Annotated in this window: 19 protein-coding genes; 14 read left to right on the forward strand and 5 right to left on the reverse strand. The window is 64.8% G+C overall.

Translation table 11 applies throughout. The features are described from left to right. The first annotated feature begins 279 nt into the window (after positions 1 to 279). From ACIBJI_RS01690 to ACIBJI_RS01720, 7 genes are all read left to right on the forward strand, one after another. Positions 280 to 807 carry a DUF3558 domain-containing protein gene (locus tag ACIBJI_RS01690; protein WP_364358168.1) on the forward strand — a complete coding sequence of 176 codons (528 nt, stop codon included), beginning with the start codon at positions 280 to 282 and terminating at the stop codon, positions 805 to 807. Positions 808 to 818: 11 nt separating this feature from the next. Then, complete coding sequence (locus tag ACIBJI_RS01695; protein WP_364358171.1) at positions 819 to 1,376, forward strand: DUF3558 domain-containing protein; 558 nt, start codon at positions 819 to 821, stop codon at positions 1,374 to 1,376. A 447-nt stretch (positions 1,377 to 1,823) separates the two neighbouring features. Beyond that, complete coding sequence (rpsL, locus tag ACIBJI_RS01700; protein WP_019049359.1) at positions 1,824 to 2,198, forward strand: 30S ribosomal protein S12; 375 nt, start codon at positions 1,824 to 1,826, stop codon at positions 2,196 to 2,198. A gap of 1 nt (position 2,199) precedes the next feature. Further along, positions 2,200 to 2,670, forward strand: a complete 471-nt coding sequence (gene rpsG, locus ACIBJI_RS01705) for a 30S ribosomal protein S7 (protein WP_040739280.1) — start codon at positions 2,200 to 2,202, stop codon at positions 2,668 to 2,670. A gap of 140 nt (positions 2,671 to 2,810) precedes the next feature. Continuing rightward, positions 2,811 to 4,913, forward strand: a complete 2,103-nt coding sequence (fusA, locus tag ACIBJI_RS01710) for an elongation factor G (RefSeq protein ID WP_327093961.1) — start codon at positions 2,811 to 2,813, stop codon at positions 4,911 to 4,913. Between the two features lie 116 nt (positions 4,914 to 5,029). Beyond that, entirely contained in the window at positions 5,030 to 6,220 is a 1,191-nt protein-coding gene (tuf, locus tag ACIBJI_RS01715) for an elongation factor Tu (protein WP_364358176.1), read from the forward strand. A gap of 146 nt (positions 6,221 to 6,366) precedes the next feature. Beyond that, entirely contained in the window at positions 6,367 to 7,176 is an 810-nt protein-coding gene (locus tag ACIBJI_RS01720; protein WP_364358179.1) for an alpha/beta hydrolase, read from the forward strand. Here the strand turns inward: ACIBJI_RS01720 and ACIBJI_RS01725 are convergent. From ACIBJI_RS01725 to ACIBJI_RS01735, 3 genes are all read right to left on the reverse strand, one after another. Next, positions 7,173 to 8,357: a lipase family protein gene (locus ACIBJI_RS01725; RefSeq protein ID WP_396958953.1), complete on the reverse strand. Its 1,185-nt coding sequence runs from the start codon at positions 8,355 to 8,357 to the stop codon at positions 7,173 to 7,175. The genes ACIBJI_RS01720 and ACIBJI_RS01725 overlap by 4 nt on opposite strands. Before the next feature lie 119 nt (positions 8,358 to 8,476). Beyond that, positions 8,477 to 9,100 (reverse strand): TetR/AcrR family transcriptional regulator, encoded by a 624-nt coding sequence (locus tag ACIBJI_RS01730; RefSeq protein WP_397082700.1) that lies wholly within the window; start codon positions 9,098 to 9,100, stop codon positions 8,477 to 8,479. A 5-nt stretch (positions 9,101 to 9,105) separates the two neighbouring features. Then, on the reverse strand, positions 9,106 to 9,462 hold the full coding sequence (locus tag ACIBJI_RS01735) for an SPW repeat protein (protein WP_364358185.1): 357 nt from the start codon (positions 9,460 to 9,462) through the stop codon (positions 9,106 to 9,108). 311 nt (positions 9,463 to 9,773) lie between these two features. Here ACIBJI_RS01735 and ACIBJI_RS01740 point away from each other — a divergent pair, with 311 nt between their 5' ends. Genes ACIBJI_RS01740 through ACIBJI_RS01750 form a run of 3 tightly spaced genes read left to right on the forward strand, consistent with a single transcriptional unit; the run spans position 9,774 to position 12,497 of the window. Next, on the forward strand, positions 9,774 to 10,973 hold the full coding sequence (locus ACIBJI_RS01740) for an FAD/NAD(P)-binding oxidoreductase (RefSeq protein ID WP_364358188.1): 1,200 nt from the start codon (positions 9,774 to 9,776) through the stop codon (positions 10,971 to 10,973). Between the two features lie 29 nt (positions 10,974 to 11,002). Then, positions 11,003 to 11,761: an aspartate/glutamate racemase family protein gene (locus ACIBJI_RS01745; protein WP_364358191.1), complete on the forward strand. Its 759-nt coding sequence runs from the start codon at positions 11,003 to 11,005 to the stop codon at positions 11,759 to 11,761. Continuing rightward, positions 11,751 to 12,497, forward strand: coding sequence for a DNA alkylation repair protein (locus tag ACIBJI_RS01750; RefSeq protein ID WP_364358194.1), 747 nt, complete (start codon positions 11,751 to 11,753; stop codon positions 12,495 to 12,497). Before ACIBJI_RS01745 ends, ACIBJI_RS01750 begins: the two co-directional genes overlap by 11 nt. A 14-nt stretch (positions 12,498 to 12,511) precedes the next feature. Here the strand turns inward: ACIBJI_RS01750 and ACIBJI_RS01755 are convergent, their stop codons facing one another. Together ACIBJI_RS01755 and mftR2 are read right to left on the reverse strand one after the other, a co-directional pair. Further along, positions 12,512 to 13,567, reverse strand: a complete 1,056-nt coding sequence (locus ACIBJI_RS01755; RefSeq protein ID WP_364358197.1) for a ferredoxin--NADP reductase — start codon at positions 13,565 to 13,567, stop codon at positions 12,512 to 12,514. A 43-nt stretch (positions 13,568 to 13,610) separates the two neighbouring features. After that, entirely contained in the window at positions 13,611 to 14,249 is a 639-nt protein-coding gene (gene mftR2, locus ACIBJI_RS01760) for a mycofactocin system transcriptional regulator MftR2 (RefSeq protein ID WP_364358200.1), read from the reverse strand. Between the two features lie 375 nt (positions 14,250 to 14,624). On the opposite strand from mftR2, the gene mftA reads away from it, so the two are divergent. From mftA to mftG, 4 genes are all read left to right on the forward strand, one after another. Continuing rightward, positions 14,625 to 14,699: a mycofactocin precursor MftA gene (mftA, locus tag ACIBJI_RS01765; protein WP_245720762.1), complete on the forward strand. Its 75-nt coding sequence runs from the start codon at positions 14,625 to 14,627 to the stop codon at positions 14,697 to 14,699. Positions 14,700 to 14,713: 14 nt separating this feature from the next. Further along, entirely contained in the window at positions 14,714 to 16,261 is a 1,548-nt protein-coding gene (gene mftC, locus ACIBJI_RS01770; protein ID WP_364341341.1) for a mycofactocin radical SAM maturase, read from the forward strand. 231 nt (positions 16,262 to 16,492) lie between these two features. Further along, positions 16,493 to 17,893, forward strand: a complete 1,401-nt coding sequence (gene mftF, locus ACIBJI_RS01775) for a mycofactocin biosynthesis glycosyltransferase MftF (protein ID WP_364340748.1) — start codon at positions 16,493 to 16,495, stop codon at positions 17,891 to 17,893. A 42-nt stretch (positions 17,894 to 17,935) separates the two neighbouring features. After that, the gene (mftG, locus tag ACIBJI_RS01780; protein ID WP_364340750.1) at positions 17,936 to 19,366 is read left to right on the forward strand and encodes a mycofactocin system GMC family oxidoreductase MftG; all 1,431 of its coding nucleotides are present in this window, start codon (positions 17,936 to 17,938) and stop codon (positions 19,364 to 19,366) included. Positions 19,367 to 19,380 lie beyond the last annotated feature (14 nt).

Consider the following 19,380-nt stretch of genomic DNA (forward strand, 5'->3'; position numbering starts at 1 on the left):
AGGAGTTCGCGGCTCGTCTTGTGTCCGAGTTGTTGAAGTGCGTGTGCCGCATTCGCGGGACTCGACCATCCAGCACGCGTGCGCCGGGTGTCAAGCGCTTCGTCATCACCGACCCCGTCGGAGCGAGTCTTACGAGCGAGGAGTTCGCGGCCCGTCTCGCGTCCGAGTCGTCGAAGCGCATGCGCCGCAGGCGCAAGTCTCGACGGCTCGGACGCGAGACATCAGGGGGCCGCGAACACGCCGCGCCCGCGCGGCCAAAAACTCAGTAGAGTTCACGGCATGCGGATCCCGTCGGCGATCATCACCGGTCTGGCCTTGGTATTGACGCTGTCGGCCTGCGGCTCGGACGGTGACTCCGATTCCTCGAACGCCCCGCTGCGCCCGCCGCCGAAGGTCGCGACGCTCGGCCCGTTCGTTGGTGAGTGCGGCCATGTCACCGATCAAGAGGTGCGCGATATCGCCGGGTTGAGCCAACTCGCGCGGGTCAACCGGAATTCGGTCGGCTGCAACTTCCAATCCGCCGGACTCGCTTCGCCGAGTGTCACTTTCGCGTCCTATCGGGGTAGCCCGATCGATCGCGAGAAGGCCTGGGTCTCCAATGTCGGGCGCGATCCGGAGACCATCGATGTCGGTGGCCGCAAGGGCTTCCAGGCACTCGATCCCAGCGGTTCGGTCTGCGATCTGGCGGTGCAACTCGATGACGATTTCTTCGAGTGGTCGATGTCCTACGGATTGTTCTCCGAGCAGGGCAATCCGTGTGACCGGACCCGCAAGCTGGCCGAGTTGACCGTGCAGCGGCTGCAGTGAGGGGAATGCGGATGAGTTCACGTCCTGGTCTGCGGGTTGCGGCGGCCGTCGCCGCGGTGCTCGCGGTCGCGATGTCCGCGGGCGGCTGCGGCAAAACCGTCAAGGGTTCGGCGCATCCGGCGGGCGGCAGCGGCACCACCACGATCAATACCAATTTCGACAAATTGCTGCGCGAATGCGAGGTGGTCGGGCTCGACCAGATCGGTGCGGCGGTCGGCAATGCGACGGTCGTTTCCCCGTCCTTCAACGGCGCGGTGTGCATGTGGGATGTCGAGGACGCGCCCGGCGGCTCGGCCATGGTGACCCTGAACTGGTATGAGGAAGGCTCGCTGAACAACGAGAAGTCCAATAACGACAAGCTCGGCTACAACACCGAGAACATCACCGTGCAGGGGCGGCGCGGTCTGAAGACGACGCGTCCGAACGATCCGGACTCGTGCGGGGTGAGTGCGGGCGCCGCTGACACCGGCATCATCGGCTGGTGGATCAACTATCATCCCGGCGGCCATCCCGATCCGTGCGCGGGTGCGCAGAAATTGGTCGAGCTGACGCTGAATCTGGCGCGGTAGCCTGGCAGGTGGTATCGGGCAGTAGGGCGTGCGAACCGACCCCACTTTGACCCCGTGTCGCGGTCACGAGTATCGTGGATCGCTGTGCCCGGAAGCATGCGGGCAAGTTCGTGCGTAAACGTAGGCCAGCGAGAGCGGCTGACCTTTCCGGCGTGCCCGGAATTCGGGATATGTCTTGCGTGCGACACGCCCGACCTCGGGACGCGCGAAACGTGGCCGGACGTGCGAGTGAAAGCTCGATGACCGCAGCGTGAACGACGGACCCGGAGGCGGTAGCTTGCGTGACCACGGAGGGTCCCGAGAGCGCTGCTAATTGAACACGGCGATGGGAGTGATGGGCCCGAAGGAGGTAGCGGAGCGTGACCACGAGGGCCCCACGAGCATCGCGAATTGAACACAGACATGAAGTTCCAGACACCGCGTTAACTAATTAAGGAAAGCCGGTCTATGCCAACCATCAACCAGCTGGTCCGCAAGGGTCGTCGCGACAAGGTCTCCAAGACCAAGACCGCGGCCCTCAAGGGGAGCCCGCAGCGTCGTGGCGTGTGCACCCGCGTGTATACCACCACCCCGAAGAAGCCGAACTCCGCGCTGCGTAAGGTCGCGCGTGTTCGCCTGACCAGCGCGGTCGAGGTCACGGCCTACATCCCGGGTGAGGGCCACAACCTGCAGGAGCACTCGATGGTGCTCGTTCGTGGCGGTCGTGTGAAGGACCTTCCGGGTGTCCGCTACAAGATCATCCGTGGCTCGCTCGACACCCAGGGTGTGAAGAACCGCAAGCAGGCCCGCAGCCGTTACGGCGCCAAGAAGGAGAAGAGCTGATATGCCACGCAAGGGCCCCGCACCCAAGCGTCCGCTGATCAACGACCCGGTCTACGGGTCGCCGCTGGTCACTCAGCTGGTCAACAAGATCCTGCTGGACGGCAAGAAGTCCACGGCCGAGCGCATCGTCTACGGCGCGCTGGAGCAGGCGCGCGAGAAGACCGGCACCGATCCGGTCGTCACCCTCAAGCGCGCGCTGGACAACGTCAAGCCTGCCCTCGAGGTGAAGCCCCGCCGCGTTGGTGGCGCCACCTACCAGGTGCCTGTCGAGGTCCGTCCGGGCCGCTCCAACACGCTGGCCCTGCGCTGGCTGGTCAACTACTCCCGCGCTCGCCGCGAGAAGACCATGGTCGAGCGTCTGGCCAATGAGCTCCTCGATGCCAGCAACGGTCTGGGTGCTTCGGTGAAGCGCCGTGAGGACACCCACAAGATGGCCGAGTCCAACCGGGCCTTCGCGCACTACCGCTGGTGACGTCTGCCCGGCCCGTCGTTTCCTGGGTCGGTAGGCACAGTCGGAAAGCGGCACTAACCTGCCGCTTCCGGCGTTGACATAGAGACGACCACAGGGTCGTCCCCGAAAATCCCAACTAGCTACGAGCGGGGAAGATTTCCGTGGCACAGGACGTGCTCACCGACCTGAACAAGGTCCGCAACATCGGCATCATGGCCCACATTGATGCGGGCAAGACGACCACAACCGAACGCATCCTCTTCTACACCGGCATCACCTACAAGATCGGTGAAGTCCACGATGGCGCCGCCACCATGGACTGGATGGAGCAGGAGCAGGAGCGTGGTATCACCATCACCTCCGCGGCTACCACATGCTTCTGGAACGACAACCAGATCAACATCATCGACACCCCCGGGCACGTCGACTTCACCGTCGAGGTGGAGCGGTCGCTGCGCGTGCTCGACGGCGCCGTTGCGGTGTTCGACGGCAAGGAGGGCGTCGAGCCGCAGTCCGAGCAGGTGTGGCGTCAGGCCGACAAGTACGACGTGCCTCGGATCTGCTTCGTCAACAAGATGGACAAGCTCGGTGCGGACTTCTACTTCACCGTGCAGACCATCAAGGACCGTCTCGGTGCCAAGCCGTTGGTCATCCAGCTGCCGATCGGCGCTGAGGACACCTTCGAGGGCATCGTCGACCTGGTCGAGATGAACGCCAAGGTCTGGAAGGGCGAGACCAAGCTCGGCGAGAAGTACGAGATCGAAGAGATCCCGGCCGACCTCAAGGACAAGGCCGAGCAGTACCGCCAGGAGCTCCTGGAGACTGTCGCCGAATCCGACGAGGCGCTGCTGGAGAAGTTTTTCGGTGGCGAAGAGCTCACGATCGATGAGATCAAGGGCGCCATCCGCAAGCTGACGGTCAACTCCGAGCTGTACCCGATCCTGTGTGGTTCGGCGTTCAAGAACAAGGGCGTGCAGCCCATGCTCGACGCCGTGATCGACTACCTGCCGACGCCGCTGGACGACGGTGGCACCGACGGTCACGTGCCGGGCAAGGAAGACGAGATCATCCACCGCGACGCCAGCACCGCTGAGCCGTTCTCCGGTCTCGCCTTCAAGATCGCCGTGCACCCCTTCTTCGGCAAGCTGACCTACGTGCGCGTGTACTCGGGCAAGGTCGACTCCGGTGCCCAGGTCATCAACTCGACCAAGGGTAAGAAGGAGCGGCTGGGCAAGCTGTTCCAGATGCACTCCAACAAGGAGAACCCGGTTGGCGAGGCCGTCGCGGGCCACATCTACGCGGTCATCGGCTTGAAGGACACCACCACCGGTGACACCCTGTGCGATCCGCAGAACCAGATCGTGCTCGAGTCCATGACCTTCCCGGACCCGGTCATCCAGGTCTCCATCGAGCCGAAAACCAAGTCCGACCAGGAGAAGCTGGGTACCGCGATCCAGCGTCTCTCGGAAGAGGACCCGACCTTCTCGGTCAAGCTGGACCAGGAGACCGGTCAGACCGTCATCGGCGGCATGGGCGAGCTCCACCTCGACATCCTCGTCGACCGCATGCGGCGCGAGTTCAAAGTCGAGGCGAACGTCGGTAAGCCGCAGGTGGCCTACCGCGAGACGATCACCAAGAAGGTCGAGAAGCTCGAGTTCACCCACAAGAAGCAGACCGGTGGCTCCGGCCAGTTCGCGAAGGTCATCATCGCCCTCGAGCCGTTTGTCGGCGAGGACGGCGCGACCTACGAGTTCGAGAACAAGGTCTCCGGTGGCCGCGTGCCGCGTGAGTACATCCCTTCGGTGGACGCCGGTGCGCAGGATGCCATGCAGTACGGTGTGCTCGCGGGCTACCCGCTGGTGAACCTGAAGGTCACGCTGCTCGACGGCGCCTACCACGACGTCGACTCGTCGGAAATGGCCTTCAAGATCGCCGGCTCGCAGGCCCTGAAGGAAGCGGCCCGTAAGGCCGGTCCGGTGATCCTCGAACCGCTGATGGCGGTCGAGGTCATCACGCCCGAGGATTACATGGGCGATGTGATCGGCGACCTGAATTCCCGCCGTGGCCAGATCCAGGCCATGGAGGAACGCAGTGGTGCCCGTGTCGTCAAGGCGCTGGTTCCGCTCTCGGAGATGTTCGGTTACATCGGTGATCTGCGGTCGAAGACCCAGGGCCGGGCGAACTACTCCATGGTGTTCGATTCGTACGCGGAGGTTCCGGCCAACGTGTCGAAGGAGATCATCGCCAAGGCGACCGGCGAATAACTCCGATGGGGGCAGGTGCAAGACTTGCCCTTATCAGCCGGGAGTCATGCACGACCCCCAATATGTAAACCGCACTGCTGCAACTGCACGCACCAACAAGTCCAGGAGGACACCAAGTGGCGAAGGCGAAGTTCGAGCGGACGAAGCCGCACGTCAACATCGGCACCATCGGTCACGTCGACCACGGCAAGACCACGCTGACCGCAGCGATCACCAAGGTGCTGGCTGACAAGTACCCGGATCTGAACGAGAGCTTTGCCTTCGATCAGATCGACAAGGCGCCTGAGGAGAAGGCTCGTGGTATCACGATCAACATCTCCCACGTCGAGTACCAGACGGAGAAGCGCCACTACGCACACGTCGACGCGCCGGGTCACGCCGACTACATCAAGAACATGATCACCGGTGCGGCGCAGATGGACGGTGCCATCCTCGTGGTCGCCGCCACCGACGGCCCGATGCCGCAGACCCGTGAGCACGTGCTGCTCGCCCGTCAGGTCGGCGTGCCCTACATCCTGGTCGCGCTGAACAAGTCGGACATGGTCGACGACGAGGAAATCCTCGAGCTCGTCGAGATGGAGGTCCGTGAACTGCTGGCCGCCCAGGAGTTCGACGAGGAAGCGCCGGTCGTGCGGGTTTCCGGTCTGAAGGCGCTCGAGGGTGACCCGAAGTGGACCGAGGCGATCGTCGAGCTGATGAACGCGGTCGACGAGTCCATCCCGGACCCGGTTCGTGAGACCGACAAGCCGTTCCTGATGCCGGTCGAGGACGTCTTCACGATTACCGGTCGTGGCACCGTCGTGACCGGTCGTGTCGAGCGCGGCATCGTCAACGTGAACGAGGAAGTCGAGATCGTCGGCATCCGCGAGAAGGTCACCAAGACCACCGTCACCGGTATCGAGATGTTCCGTAAGCTGCTCGACCAGGGCCAGGCCGGTGACAACGTCGGTCTGCTGGTTCGTGGTATCAAGCGCGAAGATGTCGAGCGTGGCCAGGTCGTCGTGAAGCCGGGCACCACCACCCCGCACACCGAGTTCGAGGGTCAGGCCTACATCCTGTCCAAGGACGAGGGTGGCCGCCACACCCCGTTCTTCAACAACTACCGTCCGCAGTTCTACTTCCGTACGACTGACGTGACGGGCGTTGTGACCCTGCCCGAGGGCACCGAGATGGTCATGCCCGGTGACAACACCGAGATGTCCGTCAAGCTGATCCAGCCGGTCGCCATGGACGAGGGTCTGCGCTTCGCGATCCGCGAGGGTGGCCGCACCGTCGGCGCCGGTCGCGTCACGAAGATCATCAAGTGATTTCCTGAATCGCTTTCGAACGGCGTCGCTCCGAAAGGGGCGGCGCCGTTCGGCATTTCGGGCGAAAGGTGCGTTCGAGCAGGCTGTTCCAGCTGTGGTTAATGTCGGGCAAAAGGGGGTAAAGACCGGTTGATCGGAGGGATGCTATGAGGAGTTCGGCGCTGGCCACCGCGCTCGACGTCACCGAGGGGACGTTGACGCACGGTATGCCGTATCTCGCGCTCGGAGCCGGGCGGCCGCTGGTATTCCTGCGCTGGTTCACCCCGGATCATGCCAATCCGACGGGATTGATGCGGCAGTCCGAAATCAAGACGTTGGCACCGCTCGCGGCGCATTTTCGGGTGTATGCGGTCAATCGTGCGCCCGGTATGGCCGAGGGGACGACGATGGCCGATATCGCCGCCGACCACGCGGATGCGTTGCAGGCCGAATTCGGTGCGCCGGTCGATGTTCTGGGCGTGTCCTCGGGTGGATCGCTGGCGCTACAACTCGCGGCGGATCAACCTGCCGCGGTGCGCCGACTGATCGTCGCCTCATCCGGCTACACCCTCGAAAACGCCACCCGCGCAGCCCAATTGGCTTATGGCGAGGCGGTCTATGCGGGTAAGCGTGCGCTGCACCATATGGCCGCCGTCGGCTCCACGTCGCCGATCGCGCAACGCATCGCATCGGCGGCTATGTGGTTGGCCGATCCCCTTGCGCGCCCGAAGAATCCGGCCGATACGCTGGCCTTCATCCGTGCCGAGGATGCCTTCGATCTATCCGGGCGCCTCGGCGATATCACCGCGCCGACCCTCGTTCTCGGCGGCGACCGCGACGGCGCCTACAGCACACAGACCTTCCGTCGTACCGCCGACGGAATCCCGAACTCGCGCTTGATCATTTACCCGGAAACCACTCATATCGGGGTCGTGAAGCGGTTCGTCTCCGATGTCGTCGCCTTTCTCGCCGACTAGCAGTTGCTCGGCGCCGGATCGCCGCGGAAGCGCGCGGCGAGCCAGGACAGCACCGAGGGAATGCCGAGGATGGCGGCACTCAGATGTTCGGGGGAGTAGATGAGTTCGGCCTGCAACGGCACGCCGGCCGCACAGTAGCGGCGGTTGACATCGAGGATCGACTCGGTCGGGATGAGCGCATCACTGGGCGAATGCCATTCGAATATCGGTATTTTCGGGATTCCGTCGAATAGTTCCAGACTGTTCTCCTCGAGCACGGCTCGGGCGTTGCGATCACCGACCATCGTCATACTGCTCGCGTAATCCCGGACGCTGTGTCCCGCGCCGGTGGTGAGGATTTCATTGGTGCAGCCGTTGGTGATGACTTTGCGTGCCGCCACCCCGCTGGCATTCAGATAATTGCTGATCGGAAACCGGTCCGGATATTCCCGTTCCAGCCCGATAGCGGCCGCCATCAGCAGTCCGAATGCCGGATGCGGGTTGAAGTTGACGCTTTCCAGCATTTTCACCAAATTCATCGGCACGCCACCGGTCGCGGCGCCCGCGATCTCGAGTTCCGGCGCGTACTTCGGTGCCATCGCGGCGGCGAATGCGGTGGCCATACCGCCGCCGGAATATCCGGCCATCGTGATTCGGCTGTGTGCGGCGGTGAGTTCGGGGACCCGGCGCACGGCGCGAATACCGTCCAGGGTGACCTGGCCGCCGAGCCGGGCCGCGCCGTAGGCGAAGGTCGGTCCGAGGTGATCGGGCAGCGCGATACTCCACCCGCTCAGCAGTAGGGCGTTGAGCAATATCGCCTCGCGGACCTGCAGATTCGGATCCGAGGTGTACAGCACGCGGGAAACCGCGCACTTGGCCCCGAGGCCGTTGATGATGTGCTGATAGGACAGCACCGGCCCATCGGGTTGATGGGAGCGCGGGGTCAGCACCGTGGTCGTCGCCGCGATCGGCCGGCCGGTGGAATTTGTCGAACGGAATTTGATCAGCGTGACGGTCGTATCGGGAAAGATCAATATTGGCGGCAACTGCCGCGTCGCGAGCACGTCACCCGGTTTCCTATTCGCCAAATCGGGTGGCGCCGCATAGAAGGTGTCCGGGTCCGGGTCCGGATAAATCGGTGCGGCCTGGGTCTCGGTAGCGCCGATGACTGTTGTCGAAGCGCCGACCAGGAGGCCGACAATCACTGCGCGCGTCGCGAGACCGGTGAGATCTCGAAGGATTCGATTGATCTCCACAATTGGAACTTGTATCACGCACCGTGCACCCGCATTGAGAAGGCGCGTCTTTCAGATTTCGGTGCTCAGCCGAGCTGAGTCATCCCCGCGGCGACGACCTGGGCGACATTGCAGATTTCATCCGCGGTCGGTAGCGGCAGCCCGTCGAGCGCATGCAGTCGGTCGCTGCTGGCAATGGCGAACATCGCCGAAACCCAGGCCGCTGCGCACGCGCGCAGAGTCCCGGGCTGGATCGGGGCGGGCGCGCTGGCCTGCAGCACCCGGGCGGTGACGTCGAGCAGTTGATCGCGCAGGCGGCGCAATTGGCGGCGGACGTCGGGATGGGTATCGGCTTCGCGCCACATGATCACCCGCAGCACCGACGAATGGTGATCGCGCAGATTGAGTGCGGCATCGAGATTGATCAGGCTGGCCGCCGGATCGCCCGGTGTGACCACGGTGCCGATATCGGCGATCGGCTGGGCCGGCACCCGCTCGGCCATCAGCGCGGACAGGATCGAATCCTTGGTGGGGAAGTAGTAGAAGACCAGCCCCTTGGGGACATCGGCGCTCTCGGCAATGGTCGCGGTCGCGGTCGCGTCGAATCCCTGTGCCGCGAAAAGTCGTTCCGCGGCATCGAGAATGAGCTGACGGGCGTCGCCGTCGACTTTGGCGCTACGACGACGCCCGACTCGCCGGGGTTTCGGCATCTGCATCAGTGATGCGGAGCCATGTCGTGCAACCGGTCCGACACCATCGGCAGCGCCGCCACCGCGACCACGACCGTCACCACGCCCACTACCCATGCGGTCCAGGATGCGCCGCGGTAGTCGGTGTAGTCCATCGCCCAGGGGGAGATGAACAGCAACGCGCCGAACAAGCCCATCGCGTAGTCGGCGGCCGTCAGGGTCGCGCGGTACATCTGCGCCAGGCCGGTGAGGGCGATGAGCACGCCCAGCACGATCAGCGTCCACATGGCGTTGTCGTTGTGGGTCACCCATAGGGGTGACAGCGCGGTGAAGACGCCCAGCACAACGGCCAAGAAGTCCTGCGCGCGACTTTCGGTGAACATGGTGTGCCTCCTCAGGCTCTGAATTGTTCTCCTCACCCAGATCTAACTCTGATTGACCGCCCGATCAATAGAGGGATGGATACGATTGCGCACCGATCGGTCGGTAAGGCGGAGTGACGGCCATCACGGCGAATCGCGACCAAGCGAAGGTTAGGGTTAGCTGCGTCACCATCAGTGACGGATGCCAACTCGAGCCGGCGCCTGCCAGGCACTACCGAAGGGAGGCTGTGCGTGAGTGAGCGCAGCGAGCGAACCACAGACACAGCCGGGGGCCCGGTCATGCCCGAGCCGAGCGCAAGCGAGGTGGCGGCATGAACGGGCCGATCGTAATCATCGGAGCTGGTCTGGCCGGTTTACGCACAGCGGAGGAGTTGCGCCGTGCCGGGTACGAGGGTGAGTTGATCCTCGTCGGCGACGAGTCGCGGCTGCCCTACGATCGCCCGCCGCTGTCCAAGCAGTTCGTGCGCGGCGAAACCGACGACACCACGCTGCGCCCCGCCGAATTCTTCGACGAGAAGCAGATCGTCCTGCGGCTGAATACCGAGGCGGTCGGCGTCGACATCGACGCCCGCCAGGTGCGCCTAGCCGACGGTGGCACGCTCGACTACGGCCAACTGATCATCGCGACTGGTCTGCGGCCGCGGCGCTTACCCGGGCTGCCGGATCTGCGCGGCGTGCACGTGCTGCGCGGCTATGCCGATGCCGCCGCCCTGCGCGACGAATTGTCCGGCGCGCGTACCGCGCTGGTGGTCGGTGCCGGATTCATCGGCTGTGAACTGGCGGCGAGCTTCCGAGCCAGTGGTGTCGAGGTCGTACTCGTCGAACCGCAGCCGACGCCGCTGGCCTCGGTGCTCGGTGCCGAAATCGGTGCGCTGGTCGCGCGCATGCATCGTGACGAAGGCGTCGATCTGCGCTGCGGAACGGGCCTGGACAGCTTCCTTTCCGATGACGACCGAGTGCGCGGCGCCCGACTCTCCGACGGCAGCGAGGTGGCCGCCGATCTGGTGGTCATCGGTGTCGGTTCCCGGCCGGTGACCGAATGGCTCGCCGATTCCGATATCGCACTCGCCGAACCGTCGGCCGGTGGCGGTGTACTCGCGGACGAGGTGGGCCGCACCTCGGTCGAGGGTGTGTGGGCGGTCGGCGATGTGTCGGCATGGCTGCACGAGACCGGTCAGCGCAAGCGCGTCGAGCACTGGACCAACGCCGGTGAGCAGGCGCGGCTGCTGGCATGTGCGCTGTTGGGCGCCGAACCGCCGACAGCGGCGCGAGTGCCGTACTTCTGGAGCGATCAGTACGACGTGAAGATCCAGGCGCTCGGCACCCCGAATGCCGATGACGAAATCCACATCGTCTCCGATGATGGCCGCAAGTTCCTCGCCTACTACTCGCAGAACGGCAATCTGACCGGCGTGGTGGGCGCGGGAAAGACCGCTCAGGTGATGAAGGTCCGCGCGAAGATCGCCGCGGGTGCGCCGGTCGCGGACCTGCTCGAGGCCGCCCAGCCGTAGTGATTATTCCGTTGTAATACGGTGGTCGGGTGATCGTCGCGCTCATCGATTCCGGGCTGGGGTTGCTGCCCACGGCCGCCTGGCTGCGCAAGCTGCGGCCCGATGTCGACCTGCTACTCCAGTTGGACCCCGATGGCGCGCCGTGGGGTCCCAAGCCGGAACAGTGGGTGACCGACCGGGTGGTCGACACGGCGCGCAGCTCGGTTCGGCTCGGCGCGGAAGTGCTCGTGCTGCCGTGCAATACGGCCAGCGTCACCGCCTTGGATGAGGTGCGTGCGGAGGTCGGGCCGGGGATTCCGGTCATCGGCACCGTCCCCGCGATCAAACCCGCCGCCGCGGTATGCAAATCGGTCGCGGTGTGGGCGACCGCCGCGACCACGGCCAGCCGATACCAAGCCGATCTGATCGCCCGCTTCGGCGGCGATGCGAAGGTGGTCGGTATCGCCTGCCATGGTCTGGCGGATTCGATCGACAGCGGTGATCTGGTCGCGGCCCGTGATTCGATCGCGCGCGCGGCCGAACAGACACCCGACGATGTGGAGGGTGTGGTGCTCGGCTGTACGCACTATCCGCTGGTCATCGATGCCATTGTGGCCGCACTGCCGGATGGTGTGCGACTGTTCGACAGTGCACAAGCTGTTGCGGCGCAGACGATTCGGCGCATGGAGGCGCTCGACCGGCCGACCACCGGCAATGGTGAGGTGCGGGTGTTCAACAGTGGGCGGCCGGGTGAATTGCCCACCAGCGCGGCGGCTTTCGAGTCGGGGCGGATTCTGGGTGCCCAGTAGCGCCCAGCTGCCGACCGCCGCCGATGTGCATGCGGCACTGGCCGAAGTCGCCGATCCGGCCGATGCCATTCATCTACAGCGGTTCTTCAAGACCGGGCGCGGTGAGTACGGCGAGGGTGATGTTTTCCTCGGTGTGCGCGTGCCGGTTACGCGATCGATCGCGAAACGCTTTGCGGCACTTCCGCTCGACGAGATCGACACACTGCTGGACAGTGCCGTGCACGAGGACCGGCTGGCCGCGCTGATCATCCTCAATGCCGAATTCGCCGAGGCGAGCAAACCGCGCACGCTCGATATCGATGCGCAGGCGGCAATGGTCGAACTCTATCTCGCCGCGGTGCGCCGAGGCCGGGTGAACAACTGGGATCTGGTCGACGTTTCCGCCGAAAACATCATCGGCCCTTGGCTACTCGACCGACCCCGCGACTTGGTCTTCGAACTGGCACGCGCGGACTCGCTCTGGCAGCGCCGGGTCGCACTGCTGACGACCTTCGCGTTCATCAAGGCAGGCGATGCCTCGACCACCTTCGAACTCGGCGAGCGACTCCTCGACGACCGCCACGATCTGATCCAGAAGGCGCTCGGCTGGATGCTGCGAGAGGTCGGCAAGCGTATCGATGAGCAACTGCTCACCGGCTTCCTCGACAAGCACGCGGCGCAAATGGGCCGCACCGCACTGAGTTACGCGACCGAACGCCTCGATCCCGCTCTACGTATCCACTACCGCAAGCTGTAAAGCGTTGCGCCCGATCAGAATTGGATGCGTAGGTGATCGGTGACCGGATGCGCCTGGCAGCCGAGGATATAGCCGTTCTCGATATCCTCCGGATCGAGGATTTCGGAATTGTCCATTTCGACCTTGCCCTCGAGTACCGTGCAGGCACAGGAACCGCATTCGCCCTCCTGGCAGGAGTACGGCACATCCAGACCCTTCGACAGCATGATGTCGACCAGGGTCTGCTTGCGCGGCCACTTCAGCTCGTGCACCTCACCGTCGAGTTCGACCTCGACGGTGGCCGCATCGGCCGCCTCCTCGTCGGTCACCTCGGCCGGCGCCTGATCCGCGAACGGATCTCCGGCAAGGGAATTGAACACCTCCGCATGGGTGCGTGAGCGCGGCACCTCGAGCCGGGCGAGTGCGTCGTGCACCCGGTCCATGAACGGCTTGGGGCCGCACATGAAGGCGTGGTAGCTCGCGTACGGCTCGACCAGGGCGGCCAAACCATCGGCGGTCGGCAGTCCCTGCAGGTGCTCGAGCCAGTGGATCACGGTGAGCCGCTGCGGATGTTTCTCGGCCAATTCACGCAGCTCGCGCGCGAAGATCACCGACTCGTGATCGCGATTGGCGTACACCAATACGATTCGGCCGCCGCCGCGTGCCAGCGCCGATTTCAGGATGGACATCACCGGTGTGATGCCGCTGCCTGCGCCGAACAGCAGCAGATCGTCATCGAGATCCTTCGGCGTGAAAACGCCGGAGGGCGGCAGCACTTCGATTGCGTCGCCCACTTTGAGGTTGTCGCATACCCAGTTCGACCCGTAGCCGCCGACGGTGCGTTTGACGGTCACCTTGGGCTTGTCATCGGTGTAGGGCGAGCTGGCCAGCGAATAGCACCGGGCCACCGACCCGGTCAGATCGCTCGGGATGCGCAGAGTGAGGAACTGGCCCGGCTGATAGCTGAAACGTTCGCGCAGTTCGTCGGGGACGTCGAAGACCAGCGAACAGGTGTCCGGCGTCTCGGCGATGACCGCGGCTACCCGCAGCACGACCGAACGCGAACCGTGTGGAACCTCGAGCGTGGTCATCTCGTCCTCTCGAACCGAACCAAAACTAGAACGTGTTTCAGTTTCATCGTACGTCGGGATCGGGCTGACGGACAAGCAGGGCCTCCAGACCCGCGATCAGCACCTCCATGCCGAAGTCGTAGGCATACTTTCCGCGCAGGTCGGGCATGTATTTCGTGGCCCGCGCCACCGACTCGGGCAGTGCGACATCGGCCAGCAGTTGCGGCTCTCTCGGGTTCACCCGGCGGCGACCGAACAGGTAGGTGTGGATCGTCGCGTACCCGGCGAGCACATTGCGATCGTGGAAACCGGCCTCGAACAGGATCTCCATGATCGCCGCGATCAGGTCGAGCTGTTTTCCCAGCATCTGCTCGATCAGCACATCGCCGAGTCCAGGATGCTTGCGCAGCTTCTCATCGATCTGGTCGATCAGATCGCGCAGCCGCTGCTGCCACGGTCCGAAATCGGCCGGTGGTTTGCGAACTCCGGTCAACGCCGCGGTCGCGACGAGATCGAGCAGCTCGCGTTTATCCGCGACGTAGTAGTACGGCGCCATCGGGGAAACGCCGAGCTCACGGGAGAGCCGTCGCATCGACAGCTTCTCCACACCGTCCGCACGCACCACCCGCAACGCGGCCTCGACGATCTCGGACTCCGACAGTGTTCGATTCGCGGTGCTCCCAGGCCCTACGTGGTTACGCATGCTGCCGCCTCCGGGGCCTCGAGCTCGCACTGCGGGGTATTGCCGCCGCAGCCGCTCGTCTGCATTCGTCCGACTCCCATGCCACCTCTACCACCGCGGGTCGAATCGCCCGTCACGTCCTGTTCAGCTGCTTGCCACCCGCAGTCTAGAGCCCGCGGCTGTGACTCGGTCGGTGTGCGTCCGCGCGGCCGCCGAGGGGGAGCTCCGCATCACCTGTTCCATTTTGTCAGTTCATGACGTTATTGTGTGATGACGGCTACACCAGTGGCCGCGGAACCCGGTCACATCTCGGAGGTAGGCATGCCGGAGTACGGATCCATCGGACACACCGATACCGACAACACCGGACGGATCGGGGCGGCCGAGTCCCGTTCGATCGAGGAAGCGCCGCTGGTCGAGGAGACCCTCATCGAAGAGGTCTCCATCGACGGTATGTGCGGCGTCTACTGACGGGCGCGGCGACCATGCTCGATCTCGATACCCGTTGGGAACTGCATCCGCGGGTGGCGCTGCGGCCGGAGTCCTTCGGCGCGCTGCTCTACCACTTCGGCACCCGCAAGCTCTCATTTCTGAAGAGTCCGCGGATACTCGAGATCGTGCGGTCGCTGCCCGCGCACGTCTCGGCACGTGCGGCACTGCGTGCCGCGGGCGTCACGGATGACTTGGCCGGACAGTACGTTCGGGCATTGGATCAGCTGGCCGACTCCGACATGATCAGGCAGGCCGCGCCGGGCAGCGCTGCGACACCCGCGGTCGCGCCGCTGCCGCTGGCCGGGCAACCGTCCGCCGTCACGGGTGGGCGACTGATCGACAAGTTCGAAAACGGTTTGGCCGCACCGATCTGCCTCACATGGGAGTTGACCTACGCCTGCAATCTGTCATGTGTGCACTGCCTGTCCTCCTCGGGCCGCCGCGATCCGCGCGAGCTGAGCACCGAGCAGTGCAAGGCGCTTATCGACGAGTTCGAGCGCATGCAGATCTTCTATGTGAATATCGGTGGCGGGGAACCCACTGTGCGCCCGGACTTCTGGGAGCTGGTCGACTACGCGACCGCGCACCATGTCGGAGTGAAGTTCTCCACCAACGGAGTTCGCATCACGCCCGAGGTCGCCGCGCGCTTGGCCGCGAGTGACTACGTGGACGTACAGATTTCGTTGGATGGTGCGGACGCCGAGGTCAACGACGCGGTGCGCGGGCCGGGTTCCTACGCGATGGCGATCAAGGCGTTGGAGAATCTCGCGGCCGCGGGATTCGCGGATGCGAAACTCTCCGTTGTCGCGACCAGGCACAACATCGCCCAGCTCGACGAGTTCAAGGCGATCGCCGACAAGTACGGCGCCACACTGCGTTTGACCCGCCTGCGGCCCTCGGGACGCGGCGCCGACGTGTGGGACGAACTGCATCCGCTGCCGGAACAGCAACGGGTGCTTTACGACTGGCTGGTGCGCAACGGCGAAGGCGTGCTCACCGGTGATTCGTTCTTCCATCTGTCCGCCTTCGGTCAGGCGCTGCCCGGACTGAATATGTGCGGCGCGGGCCGAGTGGTCTGCCTGGTGGATCCGGTCGGTGATGTGTATGCCTGCCCCTTCGCCATTCACGACAAGTTCCTCGCCGGAAATGTGTTAGTGGACGGTGGTTTCCGCACCGTGTGGCAGGAATCGGAGCTCTTCACCGAGCTGCGCGAGCCGAGCGGCGGCGGCGCGTGCTCCGGCTGCGCGCACTACGACTCCTGCCGCGGCGGGTGCATGGCGGCGAAGTTCTTCACCGGGCTGCCCGCCGACGGACCGGATCCGGAATGCGTCCAGGGCTACGGCGAGGCGGCGCTGGCCGATGCCGGGCGGATGATCCCGCGTTCGTCGGTGGACCACTCCCGGCGCATTGCGCCGAGCCGACCCGGCTCGCGTAAGTCGGGCCCGATTCCGCTGACGCTGTCGGTATCTCGGCCCGCGTCCGAACGCCTGTCACCGGATCGACGCCCTTCGCGGGCCTGTGACGAGAGTCCGCTGAACTGATGTCGGGCCGGTAGCCAGCCATGCGCTATCTCGTTGATCGACGATGGCTATCGAGTGGCAAATCAATGATTGCTCTTGTGTTGCCAGCTATCTTCGGCGGGTCGCTTGCGACCCGCCGAAGAACCGATTCGGCGGGAGTTCTCGCGCCGCACGGGCGGATTCGTGCGGAATTCCGTCCTTTTTTCCGGACTGATGGTGCCAATGCGCGAATCACCGCCTAGCATGCCAGGAATGCGCCATGATCGCCTGCCCGACGGATTCGGGGTGCGGATCGATCCACGGGTACGCGCATACTCCGGGGGACGCATCCTGATCGGGGGTTCACCCGCCCGATTGCTGCGACTTGCCCCGGAGGCCGCCGAGATGATCGGCGACGGGTACCTCGAGGTCACCGGCCCGAAGTCCGCCGTTGTTGCCAGACGGCTGCTCGACTCCGGCGTCGGTAATCCGCGTCCCCGGTTGCTGCCGTCCCTGGACGATGTGACCGTGATCGTGCCCCTACACAACAATGCCGACGGCCTTGCCCGATTGCTCGCGGTATTGCGCGGACACAATGTGATCGTCGTAGACGACGGTTCGGATCAGCCGGTCGAGATCCCGCGCAACCGCGGCACCCGCTGCCGGGTGACCGTGCTGCGCCACGACCGCAGACAGGGCCCGGCCGCCGCGCGCAATGCCGGCTTGCGGGCCGCGACAACCGACTTCGTCGCCTTCCTGGACTCCGATGTGGTCCCACGCAGCGGCTGGCTCGAGGTGATGCTCGGACACTTCAGCGATCCGGAGGTCGCGCTGGTCGCGCCACGGATCGTTGCGCTGGATCCGGAGTCGAACGCGCTCGCGCGCTATGAACACACCCGCTCCTCGCTCGATCTCGGACGGCGCGAATCGGCCGTGCAGTCGCGCGGACTGGTCTCCTATGTGCCGAGCGCGGCCATGCTGGTGCGCCGCAGGGCGCTGCTCGCGCAGGACGGGTTCGACGAGACGATGCAGGTGGCCGAGGACGTCGATCTGTGCTGGCGGCTCGAGCAGGCGGGTTGGCGACTGCGCTATGAGCCGGCGGCGCACGTCGCGCACGATCATCGAATCTCGTTCCGCGCCTGGTTCGGTCGCAAGCTGTTCTATGGCACCGGTGCCGCTCCACTCGGCGAGCGGCACACGGGCATGGTTACGCCGCTGTCGGTGCCGTTCTGGACGGTCGTCGCGACCATGCTGTTCGCCACGCTGACGAAGTGGGGATTGCTCGGCGGACTCATCACCTTGGTGACCGCGCTGGCCCGACTACGCCGGGTGTTCATCGGACTGGACAACCCGACCCGGATCGCTGCGATCTATCTGGCACGCGGCTATTTCGCGGGTATCTGGCGACTGGCCTCGGCAATGTGTCGGCACTATTGGCCGGTCACCATGTTGGCGATGATTCTGTCCCGGCGGGTCCGGCGCATCGCGGTCACCATGGCGGTCGCGGATGGTCTGGCCGACTGGTTCACCCATCGTGACGCGGGCGGGCTCGACCCGTTCCGCTACGTGGCCTACAAGCGGATGGACGATCTCGCCTACGGAACGGGCCTGTGGCTCGGCGCATTCCGCGCGCGCAGCCTGGAATCGCTCAAGCCGAGTACGCCCCGGAGCTGAATCGAACGTGTAATGGCTGTACCACCCGATGAGCTGATGTAGATGATCGACACACTGATCATCGGTGGTGGTACGGCCGGGTGTGTACTGGCGGCCCGACTGAGCGCGGATCCGGACCATCGGGTGCGGCTGGTGGAAGCGGGTCCGGTGTCGACCGATTCGGCGACGCTGCTCGATGCGACTCGGATGCCGATCGGACCCGAATCACCGTGGGTGTGGCGGTATCCCGTGACATTGGCTGGTGCGGTTACCGGGAATATCGTGCGCGGCAAGGTGATCGGCGGATCGGGTGCGGTCAACGGCGGCTACTTCGTGCGGGCGACGGCCGCGGATTTCGCCGCGTGGAGCAAGGAACTCGACGGCTGGTCCTTCGATGCGGTCCTGCCCGCCTATCGCCGACTCGAGCGCGACCATGATTTCGGCGATCAGCCGGGACACGGCGCGACGGGCCCGATACCGGTGCGTCGTGCCACTGCGCCTGCACCCCTGAGCTGCGAATTCGCCTCGGCCTGCACGGCACTCGGCCTTGCGCTGATACCTGATCTGAACGCACTGCCCGACGCGGGTTCGGCCGATGGTTTCGGGCCGGTGCCGTGCAATATCGAGCACGGCAGGCGGGTCGACACCGGGTCGGCCTATCTTGCGCCCGCCCTCGCGCGCCCGAATCTCACGGTGACCGCTGCGACGCTGGTGACCCGCATCCGTTTCCACGGCACGCGCGCCATCGGGGTGGACTACGTGCACGACGGCAAGGCGGGCGCGCTCGATGCGGGTCGGATCGTGTTGTGTGCGGGCGCAATCGAATCCGCCGCGCTGCTGCTGCGCTCGGGTATCGGCGATCCAGAACAGCTTCGGGCGCTGGATATTCCGGTGGTGCGTCCCGCGCCCGTCGGCGCAGGGTTCAGCGATCATCCGGAGATCGGCATCGACTACCGCTTCGAGCCGTCGGACCCGACTGCCGAGGGCATCCCGCTGGAATATGTGCTGGAACTCGAGGATGTCGAAATCCGTCCGTACGCCGTAACGTTTACCCCGTATACCCGACGTTTGGGTGTGGCGCTCATGCGCCCACGTTCCCAAGGCGTGCTCCGACTCCGCTCCGCCGATCCGACTGTGCCGCCGCACATCGATTACCGCTACTTATCGGAGGCCGCGGATCGGTTTCGATTACAGGAAGGGGTTGGCACGGCGCGCGAGATATTGCATGCGATACCGATGGTGCGCACGCCGGAATCGATACCGGACGACGGGTGGCAGTACGCGAATCTGGCTACTTCGCAACATCTGTCGGGCACCTGCCGAATGGGCCGTGCCGATGATGAGCGTGCGGTGGTCGATGAGCAATGCCGCGTGCACGGCACGACCGGTTTGTCCGTGGTGGATCTTTCCGTTGTTCCGGTGCCGCTGAGTCGCGGTCCGCAGGCGACGACTGTACTGATTGCCGAACGCGCCGCCGAATACCTCAGCCAGTGATCTGGAAGATGGGT

Source organism: Nocardia sp. NPDC050408, assembly GCF_044458905.1.
Lineage (GTDB): Bacteria > Actinomycetota > Actinomycetes > Mycobacteriales > Mycobacteriaceae > Nocardia.